Source organism: Bacillus sp. B25(2016b) (assembly GCF_001679765.1).
GTDB lineage: Bacteria > Bacillota > Bacilli > Bacillales > Bacillaceae_G > Bacillus_A > Bacillus_A thuringiensis_K.
The window spans coordinates 3,389,065-3,414,524 of the sequence record NZ_CP016285.1 but is presented as its reverse complement, the minus strand read 5'-3'; the positions used below and the strand labels follow the sequence as shown (position 1 = coordinate 3,414,524).

Here is a 25,460-nt window from a genome sequence, read left to right as displayed (position 1 = left end):
CCAGTAGCCCCAGTAGCCCCCGCAGGTCCTTGAGCGCCCGTATTGCCGGTAGCGCCTGTGTTGCCTTGGGGTCCCTGAGGTCCAGTGGCACCAGTAGCGCCTGCTGGTCCAGTAGGTCCGGTAGGTCCTTGGATGAACGAAGCAGAATTAACTAGAGCAGTTTGTAATGCTGCTATTAATTTAAGGAGCTCTTGAAGTGTGCAAGGGTCAATTCGGAATAATTTTGTAATGTATAGTAAATAGTTAATGAGATTTTGAAGCTCAATAAATACAGCGCTTGCTACAAAGGTTGGATTTCTTAATATAGTTATTAAGTTTTTAATAATAGCTAACCCTTGTGCTTTCAGGGAGGAAGTAGCGTCTAGTGAACAAATAAATTTACTTAGTAGGTTCAATGTATCGATTAGATCTTCAATATTTTGGGGAGATGGATTGGCGAAAAGTTTTGGGATTATTTTTGTTAAGTCAATAATAATCGCACGAAATGTTCTAAGTTGAGCTTTAGTAATTGGGATTGATGGAGTATTTGGGATTCGTCCGGCGCTACTTGGAAAGCATGGTTTGGAGAATTTGTTTTGATTGTCGTTATAACGAGACATTAAATCTCTCCTTTCTCACGAAAATGTGAACGAAACTCATCATAGTAGATGCAGAAATTAGTTAAATGGTCATAGTAAAATCGTTTGTTTAAAGAAAAAATAGAAAAAACACCTTACAATAAGGCGTTTTTTCTATTTTCTGCGTATTGATAATATCGCTTTAATGAAATTTTTGATTTGAATCCAGCGAGTTTTATAATTTCTGATTCAGGAGTTTCTTTTTTTATTAAGTTTAAAATATAGGTGTTACGAAAATGTTGTCCTGAAATTCCTTTACGTAAATTGGCTCTAGCCACTTCGAGGCGAATCATTTTTTGTATAGCAATTTCCGTTAATGCCTTTGGTGCATCATTTTCATATACCCACCTGTATGTTCCGCGGTTAAAATCGAATGCGACAAATAATGGATCATCACTATGGTATTTAGGGCGAACTGGTTCTGGGATGCTTTTGTAATAATTATATAGTTGTTTTTTGTCTTCTTTTGCTAATGTAATTGTTCTTTCTACACCTGCGGTTGCTGGGATTGACAATGTGTTAGTTTCAAAGTGAACGTGATGCATTGTTAATGCTGTAAGTTCCTGTAAGGATAAACCGTAGTCGATCAATAGATTTAAAATAGCGATATTGCGAGCCATTAATAAAGGGCGCACAGGAAGTTGTTTTTCTGAAAGTCCTTCTAATGAAGTGACTATATACTTTAATCTTTTTTCTTCATCAGGTGAAATGAAATCTTCGTTACGAAGTGTACGGTCTGGTTGAATGGATATTTCCATATTCTTCAATGGATTAGGGATGTTTAGAAAATGATGCATTCTATTTAGTACAATAAATACACGATGCATCGTTTTTTCTGAGTAATGTCGATTCGTTTTTAAATCGGAAAAGTAATCTTCGTAGTCTTTTGTACAAAGTGTAGCCCATATATTACTGGAAGGGAGCTTTTTGTTTTTTTCTAACCAATGTCCGAAGTCTTCAACGTCATAAACATAACGTTTAATAGTTGAGGGTTTTCGGCCTTTATTCAATAAAAAAATAGAAAAGGCTTGTATTGTATCATGGAATTCCGTTGTCTCCATAGTCCCACCACCTTAATTATTTCTTATATTATAGCAAACTTTTCTGAAAATAGGCATTTACAAGGGGGACAGGAATAATAATATTTGGTGAGTGGATAAAATGAGGTGATTGTATGGAACAATCGATGCGAAAGAAAAACAACAATCAAATTAATATTGTGTTAAACCATCGAAAGAAAATTTCTTTGCCAGCCGCAGAAAATAAAACGGTAATTTCAAATGAAACTGCAATTAAACATGAAATGCTGCAGAGAATTGAAGAAGAGATGGGGAAGCTTGTTGGGATGGATGATATAAAAAAGATAATAAAAGAAATATATGCTTGGATTTATGTGAATAAAAAAAGACAAGAGAAGGGATTGAAGTCTGAGAAGCAAGTACTTCATATGCTGTTTAAAGGGAATCCGGGTACAGGGAAGACAACTGTTGCTAGAATGATAGGAAAATTGCTGTTTGAGATGAATATTCTATCAAAAGGGCACTTGGTTGAAGCTGAACGTGCTGATCTTGTAGGAGAGTACATCGGCCATACAGCTCAAAAAACAAGAGATTTAATAAAAAAAGCAATGGGAGGTATTTTGTTTATTGATGAGGCGTATTCTTTAGCTCGAGGAGGAGAGAAGGATTTTGGAAAAGAAGCAATTGATACGCTTGTAAAACATATGGAAGATAAACAACATGGTTTTGTATTGATTTTAGCTGGATATTCAAGAGAAATGAATCACTTTCTTTCATTAAATCCAGGGCTGCAATCTCGTTTTCCATTTATTATTGAATTTGCGGATTACTCGGTAAATCAGCTATTGGAAATTGGGAAGAGAATGTATGAAGATCGTGAATATCAGTTATCAAAAGAAGCTGAATGGAAATTTAGGGATCATTTACATGCGGTGAAGTATTCGTCGCAAATTACATCGTTTAGTAATGGGCGGTATGTACGGAATATTGTTGAAAAATCAATTCGTACACAGGCGATGCGGTTGTTGCAAGAAGATGCATATGATAAAAATGATTTAATTGGAATATCGAGTATGGATTTGATGCTCGAAGAGGAGACGCACAGTACATAAACTGTGCGTCGATTTTTGTGTATAAGTTCGTTTACTCTTTTTTGGCTTTTTCTTGGTGTGTTTTATGGAAGTGTTCCATTTTAGCGCTCTTTTCGTGTGCTGAATTAGGATCGTGTCCAAATTGATTTACTGAGCTTTTTTGAGCTCCTTTATTAACGTGGTTTGTCATTTGTATTCACCTCACTTTAAAAATTAGTATAAACATTATATAAAGAAAAAATCGTTAGAAAAGAAAAACCTCTTTACGATATGTAAAGAGGTTAGAGTGCTATTTATGCATTGAACGCTCTTTCGTTTCGATACGTCTGTGCGGTAAATGCCATTTGTAATGAATAGAAACCATGCGGAAGCAAACAATTAAAATGAATAGAATGTAAAGAGCCCAATCGCTAACAATAATTTGAGCTCCAATTAAGAAACCTGCTAAAATTGTCCAAAAGGCATATACTTCAGCTCGAAGAACGAGAGGTTTTCTGCGGGCTAAAAGATCGCGAATGATACCGCCGCCGATACCAGTTAAAACAGCTGCTACAATTGTGGCGCTAATTGGTAAATTTAATTTTTGGGCATATAATGCTCCTTGTACAGCAAATGCCGATAAGCCAATAGCGTCAGTGATATTTTCCCACTTTTTCCAATGTCTAATTAACTTATTTGGAAAAAGAAAAATAATAGTCATTGATAAAAGTGCGATTTGGAATAACATGTCTTGTTGCCAAAACGCGACAATCGGATAACCGATTAATAAATTACGAAGGGCACCTCCCCCAAATGCGGTTGCCATTCCTAAAATATACACCCCGAAAATATCATAATCCTCTTCCATTGCAACAATGGCTCCGCTTAGTGCGAAAGCGATTGTGCCTATGATGCTAAAAATCTCCCATGCCATGAATTTTCTCCCCCGCTAACTAGATGAAATGTGCTTCCTCTGCTATTATATTAGAAGGTTTAAATTTCGAAAAGGATGAGTGAACATATTTGATGGAAGAAAAAGAAAAAGTCATATTAGTAGGCTGTCAATTGCCACAAGATGATGATGAAAAATTTATGCATTCCATGAAAGAGCTTGCATCACTAGCGAAGACTGCACGAGCAGAATTGTTAGTGTCAACAACGCAAAAACGACCAAAGTTTCATCCGGCAACTTACATAGGTAAAGGGAAATTAGAAGAGCTTACAATGTTAACTGAAGAGTTAGAGCCGGATGTTATTGTATTTAATAATGAATTAACGCCGAGTCAAATTCGGAATTTATCCTCAGTATTAGATGCGAGAGTAATTGATCGAACGCAACTAATACTGGATATTTTTGCGCAACGTGCGAAGTCGAGGGAAGGTAAGCTTCAAGTAGAATTAGCTCAGTTGCAATATACAATGCCGCGTCTTATGGGGCAAGGATTGTCCTTATCACGTCTTGGTGGTGGTATTGGAACAAGAGGACCGGGTGAGACGAAATTAGAGACGGATCGTCGTCATATTCGATCGCGTATTGATGAAATAAAGAAACAACTTGCAGTTGTTGTGGAACATCGAAAAAGATATCGTGAGAGAAGAAAAGATAATAAAGTATTTCAAGTGTCATTAATAGGGTATACAAATGCAGGGAAATCGACACTGTTTAATAGATTAACGGAAGCTGATACGTTTGAAGAAAACCTTCTGTTTGCAACATTAGACCCAACGACAAGGAAGATGCCGTTACCTTCTGGTTATACAGTATTACTAACTGATACTGTTGGTTTTATACAAGATTTACCCACTTCATTAATCGCTGCATTTCGTTCAACACTGGAAGAAGCGGGGGAAGCAGATGCCATTTTACATGTAGTTGATTCCGCGGATCCTAACTACATAGGGCATGAAAAAACAGTAAAAAGATTATTATCAGAACTTGAAATTAACCATATTCCTGTTATTACGTTATATAATAAAAAAGATGAATTACATCAAAACTTTATTCCGTTTCCGAAAAGTGATTTCTTAATGACTAGTGCTTTTGAAGAAAGTGATTTATTGCGTATAAAAGAAGCGATAGAAACGAAGATGAAGAAAGAAATGGATCGTTATCGAGTGGAAATCCCTCCGAGTGAAGGTAAGTTGTTAACGCTTTTAAAGACGGAAACTCTATTAGCAAAGATGGAGTTTCTAGAAGATAAATTTGTATATGATTGTGCAGGGTATATTTTTGCTCATTCATCACTTAATGTGCAATTAAAGAGATTTTTAGTGGAAGAAGGAGACAATAAAAATGTTTGATCGTTTGAAAAATGGAGAAAAAATTGCTCCAATCGTAAAAGAAGTAGAGAGTCAGATTACAGAAGTACATAAACGTGCGGATGAAGTAATTGAAAGCAATCAGTTTCGTGTATTAGAAAGTTTTCGTAAACATAAAATTAGTGACTCGCATTTTATCCCGACAACAGGTTATGGTTATGATGATATTGGCCGTGATACGTTAGAAAAAGTATATGCTGATGTATTTGGGGCGGAAGCTGGACTTGTTCGTCCGCAAATTATTTCAGGTACTCACGCTATCTCTACAGCGTTATTTGGTATTTTACGCCCCGGAGATGAGTTATTGTATATCACTGGGAAACCGTATGATACGTTAGAAGAAATTGTTGGTGTACGTGGGAAAGGTGTAGGTTCATTTAAAGAATATAATATCGGTTACAATGCAGTTCCGCTAACTGAAGCTGGGCTTGTTGATTTTGAGGCTGTTGCAGCAGCGATTCATAATAATACGAAAATGATCGGTATTCAGCGCTCGAAAGGTTATGCTACTCGTCCGTCGTTTACTATTTCTCAAATTAAAGAGATGATCGCGTTTGTTAAAGAAATTAAACCTGATGTTGTTGTGTTTGTAGATAACTGTTATGGCGAGTTTATTGAAGAGCAAGAGCCATGTCATGTTGGTGCAGATTTAATGGCGGGTTCGCTTATTAAAAACCCGGGCGGCGGAATTGTTAAAACTGGTGGTTATATTGTCGGGAAAGAACAGTATGTTGAAGCGTGTGCATATCGTTTAACATCTCCGGGAATTGGCGCTGAAGCTGGAGCGTCTTTATACAGTCTGCAAGAAATGTATCAAGGGTTCTTCTTAGCGCCACATGTTGCAGGACAAGCGCTGAAAGGTGCAATTTTTACAGCTGCGTTTTTAGAAAAGTTAGGAATGAACACGTCACCAGCGTGGAATGCACCAAGAACAGACTTAATTCAATCTGTTCAATTTGATGATAAAGACCGTATGATTGCCTTCTGCCAAGCGATTCAATATGCATCTCCAATTAATTCGCATTTTACTCCGTATGCAAACTATATGCCAGGTTATGAAGATGATGTAATTATGGCTGCGGGAACATTTATTCAAGGTGCAAGTATTGAATTGTCTGCTGATGGTCCAATTAGACCGCCATATGTTGCGTATGTGCAAGGTGGCTTAACGTATTCGCATGTTAAAATTGCGATTTGTTCTGCGATTGACGAATTGATTGAAAAGAATTTATTAACAATTTCTTAAAGGGAAGCTGTCGATTTCGGCAGCTTTTTTCGTATAAAAGTAATGATTTATGCGATTAGAAAAAAGAGTGAAAAAATTCATGAAAAAATTTATAAAAAATCATGTAAGAAAAGCTAACATCTATTGACACTAAACATAACATAGTATAAAATGAGAAGCAGTTAAGGCGAAGGAGGAACTGAAAAATGAAAGAAGATAGACGTTCTGCCCCGCTGTTTCCTATTGGTATTGTTATGGATTTAACACAATTGTCTGCACGTCAAATTCGCTACTATGAAGAGCATAATCTTGTTTCTCCAACCCGTACAAAGGGGAATCGTAGATTATTTTCATTTAACGATGTAGATAAGTTGTTAGAAATTAAAGATTTGTTAGATCAAGGCTTGAATATGGCTGGTATTAAACAAGTGTTACTAATGAAAGAAAATCAAACAGAAGCAGTGAAAGTAAAAGAAGAAACGAAAGAAATTTCAAAAACTGAGCTTCGCAAAATACTTCGAGACGAACTACAACATACAGGTAGATTCAATCGAACTTCATTGCGACAAGGTGACATTTCAAGATTTTTTCACTAAAGATAACTGATTCTGAAGGCGATTAGAGGGACTAAGGAGGAATTTATAATGTCTAGATACACAAAAGAAGATATTTTCCGTTTGGCGAAAGAAGAGAATGTAAAGTATATCCGTTTACAATTTACGGACCTTTTAGGGGTAATTAAAAACGTAGAGATTCCAGTGAGACAATTAACGAAAGCTCTTGATAACAAAATGATGTTTGATGGATCTTCGATTGAAGGTTTCGTACGTATTGAAGAATCTGATATGTATTTATATCCTGATTTAGACACTTGGGTAATTTTCCCTTGGACAGCTGAAAAAGGTAAAGTAGCTCGACTAATCTGTGATATTTACAATGCAGATGGCACTCCATTTGATGGAGACCCACGTAACAACTTAAAACGTGTGTTAAAAGAAATGGAAGCTTTAGGATTTTCAGACTTCAATCTTGGACCAGAGCCAGAATTCTTCCTATTTAAGGTTGATGAAAAAGGAAATCCAACATTAGAACTAAACGATAACGGTGGATACTTCGACCTTGCGCCGATGGATCTAGGGGAAAACTGTCGTCGTGATATCGTTCTTGAACTTGAAGAAATGGGATTTGAAATTGAAGCATCTCACCATGAGGTTGCTCCAGGGCAGCACGAAATTGACTTTAAATATGCAAATGCAATTCGCTCATGTGATGACATTCAAACATTCAAACTTGTTGTAAAAACAATTGCTCGTAAACATGGTCTACATGCAACGTTTATGCCAAAACCACTATACGGTGTGAACGGTTCAGGTATGCACTGTAACTTATCATTATTTAAAAATGGTGAGAACGTATTCTTTGATGCAAACGGTGACTTACAATTAAGTGATGATGCTCGTCACTTCATCGCAGGTATTTTAAAACATGCACCAGCATTTACGGCGATAGCAAACCCAACTGTAAACTCATACAAACGTCTAGTACCTGGATATGAAGCGCCTTGTTACGTAGCATGGTCTGCACAAAACCGTAGCCCGTTAGTGCGTATCCCTGCATCTCGTGGTATTAGTACACGCGTAGAAGTACGTAGTGTTGACCCAGCTGCAAACCCATATTTAGTAATGGCTACATTATTAGCTGCAGGTCTTGATGGAATTAAAAACAAATTAACTCCACCAGCAGCAGTAGATCGTAACATCTATGTAATGACAAAAGAAGAGCGCGAAGAAGCAGGTATTGTTGACTTACCAGCAACATTAGCGCAAGCATTAGTTACATTACAATCTAATGAAGTAGTATGCGGTGCACTAGGAGAACACTTACTTGAGCACTTCATCGAAGCGAAAGAGATTGAGTGGGATATCTTTAGAACGCAAGTTCACCAATGGGAACGCGATCAATATATGTCTCTATACTAAGAGGATTGAACCCTTGATACAACTCGTATCAAGGGTTTTTTAATTCCCAATTATTACACTTTTATGTGGTTATAAAATGAAAAACAGCCACATAAAAGCCACGAATTAATAACAAGTAGTGATATCATAGAAAAACATTATCAGATAAACGTAAGTTTTATATAATTTGTGAAATAAAAAAGCCTTGATACTACGGTATCAGGGCTTTTTTAGTGAAGTTATTGGATATATTAACTACTAGATAATGGATTGTTTTTGGTTATTTTAAATCATGTTACTAAGAAAATCTTTTCAAAAGAATTGATTTTATCTTTTTTTAAATCACTTGTGCTATAACTTAATAATTCTTTACTGCCTGTACAACGCGACCAATGATTTTTACATCTTCAGCTGAAAGGTCGTAAGTTTTTGGTTCGTGGATAGGGTCATTACTCAATGGTATTAAAGTAATGATGCTTCCAGATTTTGAAATCTTTTTCACGGTAGCATCATAACCATTGACTTTTACAACAGCAATTTGTCCGTTTTCAACATAAGGAGTTTCCTCTACTAAAACATAAGAACCATCAGGGAATTCGAGATTCATGCTAGTGCCTTTTACAGTAAGATAAAAATACTTTTTACGCTTGTTTAAAAATGTACTTAGCATGGGTAAATAGCCTTCGATATTTTCTTCAGCGAGTATTGGTGTACCGGCTGCTACAGAACCAATGATAGGAATGTAAATAATGTTTGATTGATCGTTTTGGATGGTTTCATAAATAGAAACTTCTTCTTTAACAGTATTGCCCTCTTGTGTTGCGAGTCTTTCTAAATCATCAGTAGTGATTCCTAATCCCTTACAAACTTTTATGACATTATCAACAGATGCTTTACCAATCCCTCTTGATAACATGGATTGCAGTGTTGTGGGGGGGAGACCTATTTTTTCGGCGAAGGCTCTTTTACTATAGCCAGCTTCTTTTATTAGGCGTGTTACAACCTCTGCTTTTTTCATTACTTTCACCATCTTTCGTATTAAAATGTATACGATATTGCGTATTCCTGTATATATCATAACCTAACTAAATTTGTTAGTAAATAGAACAATATACGAAATTGAGTATTTAAATGCGTTTTTTTGTTGACTAAATACGGAATTGAGTTTATATTTAAATGGAAATGAACGCAATATCGTACAAAAAAACAGGTGGTGAGTCAATGTATCCGAATTTGCGTGCAGAGATGGCGAGAAAAAGAATTATGATTACACAAATTTCTTCGCATCTGAAACTTCGCCACGCAACAGTGAGCGACAAAATAAATGGTAAATTTCGTTTTTATTATGATGAAGCTTTTGAAATTAAGAAAACTTTTTTTCCAGAACATAGTTTGGAATATCTTTTTGAATTTGAAGAAAACGAAGCGAATTGAAATCGGAGGAGATTTACTTAAAATGTAATGCTATAAGCGAATTATTGAATGATACTTTAATAAGAGGGTTCATATCAAAGTATTTAATTTAAATTACGATAATTAGTTAATCTGTAAAAAGAAAGTAACGAATTATGTGTAGTGCTAAATTATCTCAATGCAATAAAGATAGTTCAAAATTAGTAGTGAGGAGGAGATGAGGATGGGGCAATTAACTGACTCATCAGTACATAGTTCATTAGTATTTGAAGTTAATGGAAAAGTAGTAACGGATAGTTTGGTAATTGCGAAGATATTCAAAAAAAATCACTTCGACGTTTTGAAGGAAGTTCGAAAACAAATTGTATATGTAGGTGAAGAGTTTGGGGGAGAAAATTTTCACGAGTCCACTTATGTTAATTCAAAGAACAGGCGAACCTCTAAATATGATTTAACAGAAGAAGCATTCACGTTACTTGTTATGGGATATAACAGTAGAGAAGCGGTTGGAATGAAAATTAAATTTATGAAAGAGTTCAAACGAATGAAGCAGTATATACAAAATCAACAAAATGTGCCAAAGGATCCAATGGGGGTTTTAAAGTTAACATTTGCTGCGTTAGAAGGACATACTCAGGAGATACAAGAAATAAAGTCTGAGGTGAAGGGGGTGCGAGAAAATACTCCGCTTTATGCTATCGAGTGTGAAGAGATAACAAGGGCTGTAAAAAGGTTAGGTATTATGTTATTGGGAGGTAAAAATTCAAATTCTTATCAGGATATCGGTCTTAGAAGGAAGTTATATAGAGATATTTATAGTCAGTTACATCGGGAATTTGGTGTGAATAGTTATAAAGCTATTAAACGTTATCATTTGGATAGAGCAATACAAATTATTAATGAAGAATATTCAATTCCAACTGTTTTAAATGAAGAAATTACAGTTAAAAACTCACAAATAAATATGGCAGACATTCAGTAGGAGGAAAGAACATGCAAAGAAAGATTTTAGTAATTACTAGTAGTTTAGCAGGGTTACCAACTGTCAGTGAATTTAAAACAAAAGAAGATGCAAAAGAGCAGGTTAGAAAGCTTATTCAAAAAGGAATGAGTCAAAATGTGATTCGTATAACACAAGAAATTCCAATGAATATCGAAATTCAAGTGGATGTTGAAATTGAGGAATAAGAGAGGTTTAGAAGAAAATAGATATGGATAGCATGATTGTTTTGAATGAATGCATAAGAAAAGAATCCGTTGCAGCGGATTCTATAAGAAAAAATATCTCTAGATAAGTATAACATTGAATACCGTTTTTGAGAATTTATGAGGTGGCTAGTATGGGGATTATTCGAGTAAAAAAAGATAGTAATTATTCCGTTATAAATAATACTGGTTTAAAAGATGAAAGGTTGTCATGGAAAGCGAAAGGAATCTTAGCCTATGCGCTTACATTACCAGACGATTGGACTTTTCATATTAGCGAATTAGCTCGACATGCTAAGGATGGAGAAGATTCGCTCCGTACAGGTTTTAAGGAATTAAAAGAATTAGGTTATGTAAAACGTTATCCTGTTCGTGATGGGAATACGAAAAAAATTACAAGGTGGGATACGGAAATTTACGAAACGCCACAAAGGAACATGCCACAAGTGGAAAACCAAGATGTGGTAAAGCCATATGAGGAAAATCAGAAACTACTAAATACTAATAGACTAAATACTAATAAACGAAATACTAATCATTATGATGATATGGATAAATTAGACTCTCGTGTATTCATCAATGAGAGGGTTAAAGTAAGTTGTAACTTTATTAAGGGGATGGGCATTCCGTTAAGTGAAATTGCAATTGCAGAGTTGGGGGATTTTTGTAATTTGTTTAGTGATGAGTTAATTCAGCATGCAATTAATAAAGCTGTTGATGAGAATGCACCAAGATGGAACTACATTAAGGCTATATTGAGGAATTGGAAGGAGAAAGAAGTTAAAACATTAGTTGATGTGGCCATACTAGATAGGTGTTTCGAAATGAGTAAGAAAAAGAAATATAAAGGGACAGGTAGGAAGTATTCAAATAGAAAAGAGATTGTACCCAATTGGTTATATAAAGATGATGAATCAACAAATCTAGAAGAGGAAAGAAAAACTGTACAGTCTATTGATGAAGAGCGTGAGAGATTACAAGAAGTGTTAAATAAATATAAGTCATAAGGAAAACCGTTAGATGATTTTGTTATTTTAAAATATATTATCTTAATAAAATAATAATGCATTTATATTCTTCAAAGATTCCCGATGCATAGTGAACAGTATTATAAAAATAGTAGTGAATGCTTGGATCAAGTATGAACGATTTGTAATTTCAGTTTATTTCTTAAATTTCTATGGGGACTGTTAGAAGTCTTTTCAATAGGATTCAGGAATTAATTAAAAATATCGAAATTCTAAAGATAATGAACTGATCAATAGAGGATAAAAAATGTTAGGGAAGGGTTGTGTTTATAAAATGAAAGATGATTTACAAGTAATAAAGATTGAAAAAGCTAATAAGCATATTCATTCTATTAAATTAGTATTAAGAGACTTTGTAAAAGGAATGGAAGTGGGTGAATCAGTAAGTGTTCGAGTGGCTCAAAGATTATAAGAAGTTAGAAGAAGAAATTGCTTATTTAGAATACAACTTAGACAAATCAAAAGCCGAATTGAAGCGTTGGATTAGCGGTGATTTGCAAAATGTACGATTAACCGCTGAATCGGAAGGGGCTAAGGTAGAAGGACGGATTGAGGCAATTGAATATGAATTAGCTTATAAGATGAATGAAGAGTATGATTTAAGGCTTTTGATTAATAAGTTTACAGGACTGGATCATCAAATACTTAAAATGAAATATGTTGATGGGATGACTTTAGAACAAATTGCGTTTGAATTACATTATAGTACAGGCTATATACGCCGAAAACACGCTGAAATAAGGAAGATTGTCAAGTTTTTAGATGGATTTTAGTGTTACCTTTTTGTAGGATACATGCAGTGTACAGAAAGTATTGAAAAAGTGATTTATAGTAGTAATATAAGATTTCGACGAAAGGGCAACTATTTTTATGGTTGCTCTTTTTGTTGTGAAAGAAGGTGAGTAACATGAAGTGATTTGATGGATTAATGGGTCTTTAGCTTCTAGTTATATTTAGTAAAGTAGTAGTTTTACAGGCGAAAATAATAGAAAAATAAGGAGATGTTTAATGATGAGTTTATTAGCTGCTTCAGTTAAAACAAAGAATCTGCCACAACAAGTGTTACGTTGGCAATCAATGGTAGAAAGTGAATGTTCAGCACAAGGTGTGTCTGAATTAGTTCCCTATGTACTTGGGATTATTATGGTGGAGAGTGGAGGAAACTCTGAAACAACACCTGATATTATGCAGTCCAGTGAATCACAAGGTTGGGCGATGAATACAATTAAAAATCCTAAAGATTCAATTTATTATGGAGTAAAGCATCTAAAAGGAGCTTTTGATGATGCAAAGAAAAATGGCATTACAGATTTAAGTGCCATTGTTCAATCATATAATTTTGGACGAGCTTACCTTCGCTGGTTAGCTTCTAACAATAAACAACATTCATTACCGGTGGCAGATCAGTATTCTAAAACGGTTGTTGCGCCATCACTTGGAAATACGACTGGTGCTATGGTGAAATATAGTAACCCTATCGCTGTTGCTTACAATGGTGGCTATCGATATAAAAATGGAGGGAATTTCTTCTACTCTGAAATTGTTAAGCAATATGTGGATTTTGATGGAGGAAATGGTGGCGGTGATAATAAGCCATTACAACCAAAAGGACTAGGAATTGCAACGTCTAAATACCCAGAAGGATCGGGTATCAATTTATATAGTGGTCCTGGAAAAGATGCTTGGTTCACAGGTAATGTCATTAATACAAAAATGCCATATTTAATTATAGATGCTGCTTGGTATGGTGGAAATGAAAAAATGTTGTGCCTAGGTTGGGAAGCATGGGCAAAAGAAGAACACTTTGAAGTGCAGTGGTTCCATGCTTATTCAAAATATCCAGCAGGTTATGGTATTAACACATATGATGGTCCAAATGGAAATTATAAAGGAAATGTAGATGGATCTTATCCATATGGCGTTTTTGCGAGAAAAGATGGTTATATCGATATTGGACAAAATACATGGGTAAAAGAAGAACATTTTAATGTAAGGTAATAACAAAGGATCTCTTTTTCTTTGATTATAAATATTAAATTTGAACATTAAGAAAAAATCTTATAAAAGGTGCTTTTTTAAGTGCCTTTTTATATTACTTATAAATAGAAAGGAAGATTATTATGGCAAAATTTATTTATCCAACAGATACAACGAGAGTAACAAGTGGTTTTAGGGGGAGCAGACCAGATCATCATGGGATAGACCTTGCTGAATCGGGCTATCATCCAATTTATGCAGCGGCTAGTGGACGAGTTAGTCGTTCTTATGTTTCATCCAGTTATGGTGAATGTATTATGATTGTGCACACTATTGATGGGATTACATGGGAAACGGTATATGCCCATATGCGTAGTGGTTCTCGAACAGTAAAAGAAGGTGATTCTGTTACACAAGGACAAACTATTGGGATTATGGGGAACACAGGGGATTCTAGTGGTCAACACTTGCATTTTGAATTGCATAAAGGGTCTTGGAACGTTAATAAGAGTAATGCTGTGAATCCATTAGATTACTTAGGAAAAGGAGAAGGTGGTGGTACAACTGATCCTTCTAATAAACCACTACAACCAAAAAGATTAGGCATTGCAACGTCTAAATACCCAGAAGGATCGGGTATCAATTTATATAGTGGCCCTGGAAAAGATGCTTGGTTCACAGGTAATGTCATTAATACAAAAATGCCATATTTAATTATAGATGCTGCTTGGTATGGTGGAAATGAAAAAATGTTGTGCCTAGGTTGGGAAGCATGGGCGAAAGAAGAGCACTTTGAAGTAGAGTGGTTTCATGCTTATTCAAAATATCCAGCAGGTTATGGCATTAACACATATGACGGTCCAAATGGAAATTATAAAGGAAATGTAGATGGATCTTATCCATATGGAATTTTTGCAAGAAAAGATGGTTATATCGATATTGGACAAAATACATGGGTACAAGAAGAGCATTTTAATGTAAGATAATATCTTTAAATCTGCACGTATTAAGTAGGATGAAAAAACTTGTTATCATACCTCTTGAGATGAGAGTAATATCTGTAAAATGCTGGGCGGAATATAGAGTGGAAGTTTTGAAAGAGCAACTGATGTAAAAGTTGCTCTTTTTCCTTTTTGAATATGAGGATTATAACCCATTATATAAAATGCGGCATGTATGAGCATTTAATTTCTAGATGGACTTAATAATTCAATGGAATTTTACATGATAAAAAATAAAAGAAAAAGGAGATGTTCAGTAATGGAAATTAGAAGAAAATTAGTGGATCCAAGTAAATATAGTATAAAGTGTCCCAATACAATGACACCAGAATTCATTACAGTACATAATACGTACAATGATGCATCAGCAGAAAATGAGATATCGTATATGATTGGAAATAATAATTCAGTGTCGTTTCATGTTGCAGTAGACGACAAAGAAGCAGTGCAAGGTATTCCGTTTGATCGTAATGCTTGGCATGCCGGTGATGGTAACGGGAATGGTAATCGTAAATCTATCGGGGTTGAAATTTGTTACTCTTTAAGCGGTGGAGATAGATATTATAAAGCAGAAGATAATGCAGCAATTGTTATTGCTCAGCTAATGAAACAATTCAATATACCGATTAGTAACGTACGTACACATAAATCGTGGAGTGGAAAGCATTGCCCACACCGAATGCTCGATGAAGGAAGAGTGGATCAATTCATTGAGAAGATAAACAAAGCATTTAACAAAGATAATAATAAACCACTACAACCAAAAGGACTAGGAATTGCAACGTCTAAATACCCAGAAGGATCGGGTATCAATTTATATAGTGGCCCTGGAAAAGATGCTTAGTTCACAGGTAATGTCATTAATACAAAAATGCCATATTTAATTATAGATGCTGCTTGGTATGGTGGAAATGAAAAAATGTTGTGCCTAGGTTGGGAAGCATGGGCGAAAGAAGAGCACTTTGAAGTAGAGTGGTTTCATGCTTATTCAAAATATCCAGCAGGTTATGGCATTAACACATATGACGGTCCAAATGGAAATTATAAAGGAAATGTAGATGGATCTTATCCATATGGAATTTTTGCAAGAAAAGATGGTTATATCGATATTGGGCAAAACACATGGGTAAAAGAAGAACATTTTAATGTGAGATAAGGATATGAGAGTAGGATCACTCGTATGATTCTCTTTAATTTTTGAAAAGGAGATGAGAACGATGGAAGAACAAATCTTCAATTCAATGATTCAACAAGGAGCATTCGCAGCTTTATTTGTATGGATGCTGTTTACTACGCAAAAAAAGAATGAACAGCGCGAAGAACAATATCAAAAAGTTATTGAAAAAAATCAACAGGTCATTGAAGAACAAGCAAAAGCATTTAGTTCGTTGTCGAAGGATTTATCAGATGTTAAGCGAAAAATCTTGGGGAACGATGATGAGAAATAAAATATGGTATTAAAGTATTTGTCACGTATGCAGGTTCTCAAATAGGAATTCGATTAATATGTAATAATGAGAAAAAGCCCTAATACCGATAAGTATTGGGGCTTTTTCTCATTAGCTATAGTGAATAAGGTGTGGTGGATTCTTCAAGAGGAAAGAGTGAATGAAGTTTAATATTAATGTAAATGAAATGAAACCTTGAATGCTGCTCAGTTATAACGCAGTCTTATTCAGAATTTCGTTAGTTCATTTTCTAAATTTAGGGAATAAATATAGCTTAGTACCTTGCAATAAATAATACTAAGTGGTATATTATGGATAAATTAGGTACCGTGTATTGAACAGTACTGAGATAGGGAAGGAGGATGGCGCTTGAACGTTCAGTTTAAAAAAGGTGTGCTTGAACTTTGTGTATTAGCACTTGTAAAACGTAAAGATAGTTACGGTTATGAACTTGTTCAGCAAATTTCTAATAAATTTTTAATATCGGAAGGGTCAGTATACCCTTTATTACGTCGTTTGACGAAAGAAGGGTATTTTCAAACGTATTTAAAGGAATCTACGGAAGGGCCACCTCGTAAATATTATCAATTAACAGAGCAAGGGGAGACGCAATTTCATTTGTTAGTAACAGAATGGCGTGATTTTGCGAAAGGGGTACAAGAAATTATTGAAGGGGTGGAATGGGATGAGTAAAGAAGGGTTTCTTAAAGAATTATCAAGTTATCTTAGAAAGTTACCAGAGGAAGAGAGGCAAGATATTTTATTGGATTATGAAGAGCACTTTCAGTTTGGACTAGAAGAAGGGAAAACTGAATCGGAAATAATACAGGGCCTTGGTTCTCCGAAAGTAATCGCGAAAGAATTACTTGCGATGTATCGCTTTGATGAAATGAAAAAAAATCCATCGACTTCAAATGTGACAAGAGCTGTTATGGCAGCGATTGGACTTAGTTTGTTTAATTTTATTATTGTGTTAGGCCCGTTAGTCGCAATTATTGCTTTTATATTTTCTTTTTGGATCGGTGGTATTGCTAGTGTAGTAACACCATTTTTCGTTATTGGAAAAGTATTTATGGGTACTTTTATATGGTTGGATCTTTTCGTTAGTATAACGTTTGTTGGAGTAGGTTTATTGTTATGTATTATCGCTTTTTATAGTACAAAGTGGTTTAAGAGATTGTGTGTACGATATGTAATATGGAACTTCAAAATGATAAAAGGAGAGTAAATGATGAAAAAACTATTTTTAATCGCTATCGCTTGTATCATTATTGGAGTAATAGGAATTTCCCAAACATATGAAAAAGCAGTACAGACTGCTGAAAAAGGCGATAAAGAAAATGTAATTAAAAACGAAACATTAAAAAATATAGAAGTTAAGTTAGATGCCGGGGATATTATTGTCCAAAAATCTCCTGACTCTTCTTTTTATGTAAAGCAATCGGGAGATGTACGTAAACAAGAGATTCGTATCGCAGAAGATGGTGACACATTAAAAGTTATTGGGGAAAGAGAAAAAGGTGCTTCATTTGATTTTTCTTTTTACGATTTTAGGTTTCAAACGTCTAAATTGACTCTCCTTGTGCCCGAACGCTCTTACCAAGATGTAAAAGTAAATTCATCTGCTGGACAAATCGAAATGAGTGATGTGAAAAGTGATAGCGTAAGTGTTAGAACACTTGCTGGAGAAGTAGAGTTGAAACAAGTAACGGCTAAGAATGTGGAGGGATCGACAAAAGCTGGTGAGGTGAACTTTAAGAAGGTATTAGGGAAAGTGACCGCAAAAACAACAAGTGGGGAAATAAATATTCAAGATCATGATTCTAAGTATAATCTAGAAGCAAGTTCAACTGCGGGAGATATAGATATTACTTTATCGGAAAAACCACAAGATGCGGTAATTACTGGGCAAAGTGCTGCGGGAGATGTAACAATTTTTAATGAAGAAAATAAAAATGTAACAATTGGAAATGGTAGTAAAAAGATTAGCGGTAAAACGGCTGCTGGAGATGTGACAATTGAAACTCGTTAATAAGAAATAGAATGCATGGAAATCTATCAAAATACAAAAAGAAGATAATTACCGTATGTAAATAAGGTAATTATCTTCTTTTTATTATTTTTAATGTAAATCACGATATACGCCAATTACTTTCCCGATAACTGACACTTGTTTTAAAATGATAGGTTCTAACGAAGAATTTTCTGGTTGTAGACGGAAATGGTCTTTTTCTTTATAGAAACGTTTAACAGTTGCTTCGTTATCTTCTGTTAAAGCGACTACAATTTCACCATTATATGCAGACTGTTGTTGGCGAACAACAACTAAATCTCCATCGAAAATACCAGCTTCAATCATACTATCTCCAGAAATACGTAACATGAACACTTGGTCTGCTCCAGCAACAATACTAGCTGGAAGTGGGAAATGTTCCTCTACGCTTTCGACCGCCGTAATTGGTAAACCAGCAGTAACTTTTCCGACAATTGGAACTTGAATAACAGATTGTGTTTCCGTATCCATTCGGTCTTCGCCTAAAATTTCAATGGCACGTGGTTTTGTTGGATCGCGTCGAATGTATCCTTTTTCTTCTAATCGTGATAAATGTCCGTGCACTGTAGAACTAGAAGCGAGGCCGACTGCTTGACCAATTTCACGTACGGAAGGTGGATATCCTTTTTCTTGTACTTTTAGCTTAATAAAGTCGAGAATGTCTTGCTGGCGTTTCGTTAACTTTTCCATGTTTTCTAACACCTCGTTTTCTTTCATTTTTCTTATTAATAAGTATAACATGTGAAAAAACATTCTACAAACATAAGTTCGAACAAATGGCGGATTTATGTTACACTATAGGGAAATAATAGGGAGAAAGAGGGGTTCAAAATGAATGCAATTATTTATGCACGTGTGAGTACAACGAAAGAAGCGCAAGAAACATCATTGTTACGTCAAAAAGATGAATTATTGCATTTAGCTGAGCGCTATCAAATGAATGTTACTAAGGTGATTGAAGAGCAGGCTAGTGGATATACAATTGAACGTGACGGTATATTAGAGGTGTTGGATACAATTCGAGACGAACAAATTGATGTGTTACTTATACAAGATGAAACGCGCCTTGGTAGAGGAAATGCGAAGATCGCATTAATGCATTGCTTACATAAAGAAGGCATAAAAGTATATACGCATACACATAATGGTGAATTACAATTATCGGATTCTGATTCGATGGTATTAGATATTATTGGTATTGTTGAAGAATATCAAAGAAAGATTCATAACTTGAAAATTAAACGAGGCATGCAACGTGCAGTAGAAAAAGGTTATCGTCCAGAAAATAATTTAAAAAATCGTCATTTAAGTGTAGGAAGAGAGAAAAAAGAAGTGCCAATTGAGGAAATTGTACGTTTGCGAAAAAGTGAACTCACGTTTGAAGAAATCGCAGCAACATTACGTGGATTTGGTCATAATGTTTCAAAGGCGACTGTACATCGTAGATATGTAGAGTATACGAAGCAATTGCTTGATAAAGAAGAGTAACTATTGTATGATAATAATCAGTTTTGATTAGAAGGGGGATTCGAGATGATTAATCACGAACTCGTTGAACGCATTAACTTCTTAGCGAAAAAAGCAAAAGCTGAAGGTTTAACTGAAGAAGAGCAACGTGAGCGTCAATCGCTACGTGAACAATATTTAAAAGGATTTCGTCAAAATATGTTAAACGAACTTAAAGGTATTAAAGTTGTTAACGAAGAAGGTACAGATGTTACACCGACGAAATTAAAAGCTTTAAAAAAGCAAGATAATGCAAAATTAAATTAAAAGATGGGCGAAGCCCATCTTTTTTATTTGTAAAAATCGTTATTTAATAACTTTCCAGTTGTTATTAACAGTTGCTTCTATCGTTTTATGTTCCAATATATAATTAGCGATAAGTTCAGACATATCTGTGGGTATATCTTTTACTACCGGTTTGTTTTGAAACATAAAAAAATTTCCCCCGCCACTTGCACGATAATTATTCATTACAACGTCATATTCTTCATTCATATTAAGAGGAGCACTGTTATGCTGTAAAGATTCTACTCTTTCACCAATTGGTTTTGAAATGTTTAATACGTATGAAATCCCTTCCCACATATCATAATTATAATGTTGTGGCTTTGGTTCTATGTAGATAGGACTTACGGTGATTGATCCATCTGTTTTTAATGTGAAATAAGAAGCAGAGAGTTCAAGAGCATCTTTTATATCTGCTCCAGTTATTCTAATTACTTTTAATGTGTTTGGATAAATATAATTAGAAACGATATCACGCATTGTTACATGTTCAGGGAAACCTGGAGATGTATTATGGAACAAACTTGTACAAGAAATTGATACATTAGCTATATTCATCTGTATTTTATTTATGAATTCGATAAAAGGATGATCATGCAAACGAGTTTGCATAGCATCTGAAATTTGCATGTCCCCCTGAATGATTCCAATAGGTTGATCAAGCCACTTTTGTGTTTTCTCTTCGTAATCGGCTACCAATGAAAGTACATCTTGGTCCGCCTCAACTCCTTGTACAGATAATAATTCAGAAGAACTCTCTTTTTTCACCCATTTATGTTTTGTTTTTTCGAATGTTATTTTTACTTTTCCAACTGAGTGTCCATTGCATCCAGTCTGTAAAATTGTTACACCGTTAGCCATCGTATGAGAAATTTCTCGGTGTTGATGACCTGTTAGTAAAAGATCTATACCTTCAATTTCATGGCACATTGCATATCCTTGGTTTTCTCCTGTTAACACTTCAGTCGGTACCCCGGTTTGTAAATCTCGTTCAACTCCCCCGTGATACGCTACGACTAGTAAATCTGGTTTCTCATGTTTGCGAATGTAAGAAACCCATTCTTTTGTAGTCTTTAATGCATCTTCAAATAGTAAATCTTTAATGTGATGGGGTTGTTCCCAATTGGGAATGTAATGCGTTGTCACCCCTAAAATAGCAATTTTTATATTTGATTCAATATGTTTTATTACATATGGTTTCCCGAAATAAGGTTTTTTACTGTTTTTATCTAAAATGTTTGCTGATAGGTACGGGAAGTTCGCAGTAGTCACAGCATTATTTAATATATCCATCCCGTAATTAAATTCATGATTGCCGATAATTGCAGCGTCATACTGTAAGTAATTCGCTAATAAGGACATTGGGTTTTTTTTGTTTTTTTCGTATGTAACATAATGATAAGTAAATGGTGTGCCTTGAATAAAGTCGCCATTATCAATTAAAAGAACGTTTGTATTTTGGGAACGTTCTTTTTTTATAAGAGTAGAAATTTTAGCTAAACCAAGTTCTGCTGGGGAGTTATCTTGGTAGTGAATAGGATAAACAGTGCCATGTATATCGCTTGTTAATAAGATGTTTAAAGTTACAGTTTGATTTTGTTCCAATATGACTCACCTTTTCTATTGTTATCTTCCAATTCATCATATCAAATATGTGAAGAGAATTTTAATGTGAGTGTATAGAATGTGTAAAGATTCTGTAAATAATCAATTATTTGTAAAAATATGTGATATATTTCTTCATGTTTATGAAAGGTTATTTTATAACAATGAAAAATGGAGGCATTAACATGTTGAAAAAAGTTTTTGCAATGGGCACAACAGTTGTACTAGCAGCGGGATTATTAAGTGGCTGCGGGACGGAAGAGTCAAGTGCAAGTAAAAATGAAGATACGAAAAAAGGGTATGTACCGAAGACTTTAAATGTTCAATTTGTTCCTTCTCAAAATGCGGATACGTTAGAGGCGAAGGCAAAACCGCTTGAGAAGCTATTAAGTGATAAGTTGAATATTCCAGTAAAAGTTAGTATTTCAACGAACTACAATACAATTATAGAAGCGATGGGATCTAAACAAGTAGATGTAGGATTTTTACCGCCAACAGCGTACGTATTAGCACATGAAAAGAAGGCTGCAAATGTAATTTTACAAGCACAACGTTTTGGAGTAGATGATGAAACGGGAGCCCCTACAAAGGATTTAGTAGACTTTTATAAATCTGAGTTTGTTGTTAAAAAAGACTCTAATATAAATAGTGTAAAAGATTTAAAAGGTAAAAAGATTGGTTATCAAGATGTAACATCATCAGCAGGGTATGTATGGCCTGCAGCTGTTCTATTAAAAGAGGGAATTGATCCGTTAAAAGATGTGAAACCTGTTACATTAAAAGGTCACGATCAGTCGCTTATTGCTCTTTTAAATGGTGACGTAGATGCGGCTGTTGTATTCCAAGATGCTCGTAATATTGTAAAAAAAGATTATCCGAATATATTTGATCAAACGAAAATAGTGAAATTTACTGAGAAAATTCCGAACGATACAATTTCTGTACGATCTGATTTAGATGCAGAGTGGAGCAAGAAATTACAAGATGCTTTCATTGAAATTGGAAAGAATGAGGAAGGTCACAAAATCATTAAAGAAGTATATTCACATGAAGGATATGTTAAATCTGATGATAGTAAATTTGATATCGTTCGTGAATATGGGAAGAAAGTAAAAACGCAATAATACATATGGAAATGGCAGCTAGCTGAAAGGGGATGTTTTCAGTTAGTTTGCCGTTTTGAATACATAGAAAGTAGGTAAGATGTGTGATAGAGTTTCGAAATGTTTCCAAAATGTATCCGAATGGCACAAAGGGATTGAATAATATAAATTTAAAGATTCAAAAAGGTGAGTTTATTGTAATGGTCGGATTATCTGGAGCTGGAAAATCTACACTTCTCAGGTCCATAAATCGTCTTCATGAGATTACCGAAGGCGAAATCATGATTGAAGGTGAGTCTATTACTGCTGCAAAAGGAACAGATTTACGACGTATGCGTCGGGATATTGGTATGATCTTTCAAAGTTTTAATCTTGTAAAGCGATCAACAGTATTAAAAAATGTATTAGCTGGTCGTGTTGGATATCATTCCACATTGCGTACAACGTTAGGTTTGTTTCCGAAAGAGGATGTGGAGCTCGCATTTCAAGCGTTAAAAAGAGTGAATATTTTAGAAAAAGCATATGCACGTGCTGATGAATTATCAGGAGGACAACAACAACGTGTATCGATTGCTAGAGCATTGGCGCAAGAAGCGAAAATCATATTGGCAGATGAACCTGTTGCGTCGTTAGATCCACTTACGACAAAGCAAGTATTAGATGACTTAAAGAAAATTAATGAAGATTTTGGAATTACAACAATTGTAAACTTACATTCTATTGATTTAGCTAGGCAATATGCGACGCGTATTATTGGATTACATGCAGGCGAAATTGTTTTTGATGGTTTAGTAGAAGAGGCAACTGATGAAAAGTTTGCTGAAATTTATGGGGACGTAGCTCAGAAAAGCGAATTATTAGAGGTGGCAGTAAAATGAATGACGTGACGATATATTCAAATGAAATACCGAAGCCGCCGAGTAAATTGAAACATATGTTAACGTTTATTTTAGTTATTTTAATGCTGTGGAGTAGTAGTGTACAGGTAGATGCATCATTTTCAAAACTGGTAGATGGTTTTCCAAATATGGTAGATCTATTGAAAGAAATGGTGCCACCTGATTGGAGTTATTTTCAAGTTATTACAACAGTGATGTTAGATACAATACGTATGGCGATTATTGGGACGACTTTAGGGTCGATTTTAGCTATTCCACTGGCACTGTTTGCGGCAAGTAATGTGTTTACTAGTACATTTTTATACAGTCCAGCTCGATTGATTTTAAATTTTATTCGAACGATACCAGATTTATTATTAGCGGCAATTTTCGTAGCTATTTTTGGAATAGGACCACTTCCAGGTATTTTAGCTCTTACTTTTTTCTCAATTGGGCTCGTGGCGAAATTGTTGTATGAGTCAACTGAATCAATTGATCCAGGCCCGTTAGAGGCGATGACAGCAGTAGGAGCAAATAAAGTGCAATGGATTGTTTATGGGGTAATTCCGCAAGTGAAAGCACATTTTGTCTCCTATGTTCTGTATACATTTGAGGTGAACGTACGTGCAGCAGCTGTCTTAGGTTTAGTAGGAGCGGGTGGTATTGGATTATATTATGATCGTACACTTGGATTTTTACAATATCAACAAACTGCATCTATAATTATTTATACCCTTATTGTTGTTTTGTTAATTGACTACATTAGTACATTGTTGCGGGAGAAACTATAATGAATAGAACGACGATGATTGTGCCAAAACCGAAGAAACCGAGTATATATCGCTGGATTATTTTAATAGCACTTACAGTTGTATATGTATGGGCCTTTTCAGGAGTGCCATTAGAGGGGATAAAGGACACAGCAGGTGAAATCACGAAAGCAATTATGACAGGGATATTGAATCCAGACTGGTCGTATGTATCTTTGCCAGATGGTGAAGATTTATTACATGGATTAATTGATACGTTGGCAATTGCGATATTAGGTACATTTATTTCTGCATTTTTATCTGTTCCGTTTGCCTTTTGGGCGGCAACGAATATGAGTAGTGGAAAATTAACTTCAGGATCTGGGAAATTTGTACTTAGTTTTGTTCGTACGTTTCCTGAATTAGTTATGGCTCTTTTATTTATAAAAGCTGTTGGTCCAGGCTCTTTTGCAGGAGTATTGGCCTTAGGATTACATTCTATTGGAATGTTAGGAAAACTATATTCAGAAGGAATTGAAAACATAGATAATGGACCGACGGAAGCGTTACTAGCAACAGGAGCAAACCGTTTTCAAATACTTTGGTATGCAGTATTGCCACAAGTATTACCAGATTTTTTATCGTATACGTTATACAGGTTCGAAATTAATGTACGATCTGCTGCCATTTTAGGTGTTATTGGAGCAGGTGGTATTGGTACGCCTCTAATTTTTGCGCTGAGTTCACGCAATTGGTCTCGTGTTGGGATTATTTTATTAGGTATCATTTTAATGGTAATTATAATTGATTGGATTTCAAGTTCGATTCGGAAAAGGATTGTTTAACTTATTTGAAAAGCATCGAAGTTAGATGCTTTTTTATGTTTTTAAAAACGTAAGTATAGAAGAAATTTGTATAAATATACAGATAATTCCCTTTCTTTTTAAAATAAAAATAATGAAAAAGTATGTCATATTGAATACCCATACATTCCCGGAAT

Annotated in this window: 30 protein-coding genes and 1 pseudogene; 24 read left to right on the top strand and 7 right to left on the bottom strand. The window is 34.9% G+C overall.

Annotated elements, in window-relative coordinates; genetic code table 11:
* On the bottom strand, positions 1-599 hold a 599-nt coding region (locus BAQ53_RS26290), incomplete at its 3' end, for a collagen-like protein (RefSeq protein WP_244161477.1).
* A gap of 113 nt (positions 600-712) precedes the next feature.
* Positions 713-1,678: a tyrosine-type recombinase/integrase gene (locus BAQ53_RS17360; protein ID WP_000450324.1), complete on the bottom strand. Its 966-nt coding sequence runs from the start codon at positions 1,676-1,678 to the stop codon at positions 713-715.
* A 113-nt stretch (positions 1,679-1,791) separates the two neighbouring features.
* On the opposite strand from BAQ53_RS17360, the gene spoVK reads away from it, so the two are divergent.
* The gene (spoVK, locus tag BAQ53_RS17355) at positions 1,792-2,748 is read left to right on the top strand and encodes a stage V sporulation protein K (RefSeq protein ID WP_000438174.1); all 957 of its coding nucleotides are present in this window, start codon (positions 1,792-1,794) and stop codon (positions 2,746-2,748) included.
* A gap of 31 nt (positions 2,749-2,779) precedes the next feature.
* On the opposite strand, the gene BAQ53_RS17350 is transcribed toward spoVK, so the two are convergent.
* On the bottom strand, positions 2,780-2,917 hold the full coding sequence (locus BAQ53_RS17350) for a hypothetical protein (RefSeq protein WP_000181501.1): 138 nt from the start codon (positions 2,915-2,917) through the stop codon (positions 2,780-2,782).
* A 99-nt stretch (positions 2,918-3,016) separates the two neighbouring features.
* Positions 3,017-3,640, bottom strand: coding sequence for a trimeric intracellular cation channel family protein (locus tag BAQ53_RS17345; protein ID WP_000312267.1), 624 nt, complete (start codon positions 3,638-3,640; stop codon positions 3,017-3,019).
* Positions 3,641-3,732: 92 nt separating this feature from the next.
* Here BAQ53_RS17345 and hflX point away from each other — a divergent pair, with 92 nt between their 5' ends.
* From hflX to glnA, 4 genes are all read left to right on the top strand, one after another.
* Positions 3,733-5,007 carry a GTPase HflX gene (hflX, locus tag BAQ53_RS17340; RefSeq protein ID WP_208906098.1) on the top strand — a complete coding sequence of 425 codons (1,275 nt, stop codon included), beginning with the start codon at positions 3,733-3,735 and terminating at the stop codon, positions 5,005-5,007.
* Positions 5,000-6,271: a methionine gamma-lyase family protein gene (locus BAQ53_RS17335; RefSeq protein ID WP_000460290.1), complete on the top strand. Its 1,272-nt coding sequence runs from the start codon at positions 5,000-5,002 to the stop codon at positions 6,269-6,271. The genes hflX and BAQ53_RS17335 overlap by 8 nt, the downstream gene beginning before the upstream one ends.
* 185 nt (positions 6,272-6,456) lie before the next feature.
* Positions 6,457-6,846: a transcriptional repressor GlnR gene (glnR, locus tag BAQ53_RS17330; RefSeq protein ID WP_000656783.1), complete on the top strand. Its 390-nt coding sequence runs from the start codon at positions 6,457-6,459 to the stop codon at positions 6,844-6,846.
* A 48-nt stretch (positions 6,847-6,894) separates the two neighbouring features.
* Positions 6,895-8,229, top strand: a complete 1,335-nt coding sequence (glnA, locus tag BAQ53_RS17325; RefSeq protein ID WP_000092763.1) for a type I glutamate--ammonia ligase — start codon at positions 6,895-6,897, stop codon at positions 8,227-8,229.
* 337 nt (positions 8,230-8,566) lie between these two features.
* Here glnA and BAQ53_RS17320 read toward each other — a convergent pair whose 3' ends face one another.
* Entirely contained in the window at positions 8,567-9,226 is a 660-nt protein-coding gene (locus BAQ53_RS17320; protein WP_000708857.1) for a LexA family protein, read from the bottom strand.
* Positions 9,227-9,429: 203 nt separating this feature from the next.
* Between BAQ53_RS17320 and BAQ53_RS17315 the strand changes: the two genes are divergently transcribed.
* The 13 genes and pseudogenes from BAQ53_RS17315 to BAQ53_RS17255 all read left to right on the top strand — a co-directional run bounded on the left by BAQ53_RS17315 (position 9,430) and on the right by BAQ53_RS17255 (position 18,313).
* Positions 9,430-9,642: a hypothetical protein gene (locus BAQ53_RS17315; protein WP_000283431.1), complete on the top strand. Its 213-nt coding sequence runs from the start codon at positions 9,430-9,432 to the stop codon at positions 9,640-9,642.
* A gap of 202 nt (positions 9,643-9,844) precedes the next feature.
* Positions 9,845-10,603 (top strand): ORF6C domain-containing protein, encoded by a 759-nt coding sequence (locus BAQ53_RS17310; RefSeq protein ID WP_208906088.1) that lies wholly within the window; start codon positions 9,845-9,847, stop codon positions 10,601-10,603.
* A gap of 11 nt (positions 10,604-10,614) precedes the next feature.
* Positions 10,615-10,809: a hypothetical protein gene (locus BAQ53_RS17305; RefSeq protein ID WP_208906080.1), complete on the top strand. Its 195-nt coding sequence runs from the start codon at positions 10,615-10,617 to the stop codon at positions 10,807-10,809.
* Between the two features lie 152 nt (positions 10,810-10,961).
* Positions 10,962-11,834, top strand: a complete 873-nt coding sequence (locus BAQ53_RS17300; protein WP_208906078.1) for a DnaD domain protein — start codon at positions 10,962-10,964, stop codon at positions 11,832-11,834.
* A gap of 268 nt (positions 11,835-12,102) precedes the next feature.
* Positions 12,103-12,267: a hypothetical protein gene (locus BAQ53_RS17295; RefSeq protein ID WP_000900734.1), complete on the top strand. Its 165-nt coding sequence runs from the start codon at positions 12,103-12,105 to the stop codon at positions 12,265-12,267.
* Positions 12,242-12,628 (top strand): DUF1492 domain-containing protein, encoded by a 387-nt coding sequence (locus BAQ53_RS17290; protein WP_000464427.1) that lies wholly within the window; start codon positions 12,242-12,244, stop codon positions 12,626-12,628. The genes BAQ53_RS17295 and BAQ53_RS17290 overlap by 26 nt, the downstream gene beginning before the upstream one ends.
* A gap of 238 nt (positions 12,629-12,866) precedes the next feature.
* Complete coding sequence (locus tag BAQ53_RS17285) at positions 12,867-13,853, top strand: lysozyme family protein (protein ID WP_033690184.1); 987 nt, start codon at positions 12,867-12,869, stop codon at positions 13,851-13,853.
* Positions 13,854-13,975: 122 nt separating this feature from the next.
* Positions 13,976-14,818 (top strand): M23 family metallopeptidase, encoded by an 843-nt coding sequence (locus BAQ53_RS17280; protein ID WP_208906076.1) that lies wholly within the window; start codon positions 13,976-13,978, stop codon positions 14,816-14,818.
* Between the two features lie 274 nt (positions 14,819-15,092).
* Positions 15,093-15,989: pseudogene (locus tag BAQ53_RS17275) on the top strand (peptidoglycan recognition protein family protein).
* A gap of 61 nt (positions 15,990-16,050) precedes the next feature.
* Positions 16,051-16,281: a BhlA/UviB family holin-like peptide gene (locus tag BAQ53_RS17270; protein ID WP_000392444.1), complete on the top strand. Its 231-nt coding sequence runs from the start codon at positions 16,051-16,053 to the stop codon at positions 16,279-16,281.
* 369 nt (positions 16,282-16,650) lie between these two features.
* Entirely contained in the window at positions 16,651-16,974 is a 324-nt protein-coding gene (locus BAQ53_RS17265; RefSeq protein WP_001102628.1) for a PadR family transcriptional regulator, read from the top strand.
* On the top strand, positions 16,967-17,509 hold the full coding sequence (locus tag BAQ53_RS17260; protein ID WP_000031383.1) for a DUF1700 domain-containing protein: 543 nt from the start codon (positions 16,967-16,969) through the stop codon (positions 17,507-17,509). The genes BAQ53_RS17265 and BAQ53_RS17260 overlap by 8 nt, the downstream gene beginning before the upstream one ends.
* On the top strand, positions 17,510-18,313 hold the full coding sequence (locus BAQ53_RS17255) for a DUF4097 family beta strand repeat-containing protein (RefSeq protein WP_000976239.1): 804 nt from the start codon (positions 17,510-17,512) through the stop codon (positions 18,311-18,313).
* Positions 18,314-18,403: 90 nt separating this feature from the next.
* Here BAQ53_RS17255 and lexA read toward each other — a convergent pair whose 3' ends face one another.
* Positions 18,404-19,024 (bottom strand): transcriptional repressor LexA, encoded by a 621-nt coding sequence (gene lexA, locus BAQ53_RS17250; protein ID WP_000413738.1) that lies wholly within the window; start codon positions 19,022-19,024, stop codon positions 18,404-18,406.
* 141 nt (positions 19,025-19,165) lie between these two features.
* On the opposite strand from lexA, the gene BAQ53_RS17245 reads away from it, so the two are divergent.
* Both BAQ53_RS17245 and BAQ53_RS17240 read left to right on the top strand, forming a co-directional pair.
* Complete coding sequence (locus tag BAQ53_RS17245) at positions 19,166-19,822, top strand: YneB family resolvase-like protein (RefSeq protein ID WP_000991471.1); 657 nt, start codon at positions 19,166-19,168, stop codon at positions 19,820-19,822.
* A 45-nt stretch (positions 19,823-19,867) separates the two neighbouring features.
* Positions 19,868-20,107 (top strand): DUF896 domain-containing protein, encoded by a 240-nt coding sequence (locus BAQ53_RS17240; protein ID WP_000607015.1) that lies wholly within the window; start codon positions 19,868-19,870, stop codon positions 20,105-20,107.
* Between the two features lie 39 nt (positions 20,108-20,146).
* Here BAQ53_RS17240 and BAQ53_RS17235 read toward each other — a convergent pair whose 3' ends face one another.
* Positions 20,147-21,730 carry a bifunctional metallophosphatase/5'-nucleotidase gene (locus tag BAQ53_RS17235; protein ID WP_061884495.1) on the bottom strand — a complete coding sequence of 528 codons (1,584 nt, stop codon included), beginning with the start codon at positions 21,728-21,730 and terminating at the stop codon, positions 20,147-20,149.
* A 185-nt stretch (positions 21,731-21,915) separates the two neighbouring features.
* On the opposite strand from BAQ53_RS17235, the gene BAQ53_RS17230 reads away from it, so the two are divergent.
* The 4 genes from BAQ53_RS17230 (at position 21,916) to phnE (BAQ53_RS17215) (ending at position 25,305) form a co-directional block, all read left to right on the top strand.
* Complete coding sequence (locus BAQ53_RS17230) at positions 21,916-22,854, top strand: phosphate/phosphite/phosphonate ABC transporter substrate-binding protein (protein WP_208906074.1); 939 nt, start codon at positions 21,916-21,918, stop codon at positions 22,852-22,854.
* A gap of 83 nt (positions 22,855-22,937) precedes the next feature.
* Positions 22,938-23,711 carry a phosphonate ABC transporter ATP-binding protein gene (phnC, locus tag BAQ53_RS17225; protein ID WP_061884494.1) on the top strand — a complete coding sequence of 258 codons (774 nt, stop codon included), beginning with the start codon at positions 22,938-22,940 and terminating at the stop codon, positions 23,709-23,711.
* Positions 23,708-24,502, top strand: coding sequence for a phosphonate ABC transporter, permease protein PhnE (phnE, locus tag BAQ53_RS17220; protein WP_001000777.1), 795 nt, complete (start codon positions 23,708-23,710; stop codon positions 24,500-24,502). Before phnC ends, phnE (BAQ53_RS17220) begins: the two co-directional genes overlap by 4 nt.
* Entirely contained in the window at positions 24,502-25,305 is an 804-nt protein-coding gene (gene phnE, locus BAQ53_RS17215; protein ID WP_046946491.1) for a phosphonate ABC transporter, permease protein PhnE, read from the top strand. The genes phnE (BAQ53_RS17220) and phnE (BAQ53_RS17215) overlap by 1 nt, the downstream gene beginning before the upstream one ends.
* The last annotated feature ends 155 nt before the right edge of the window (positions 25,306-25,460 follow it).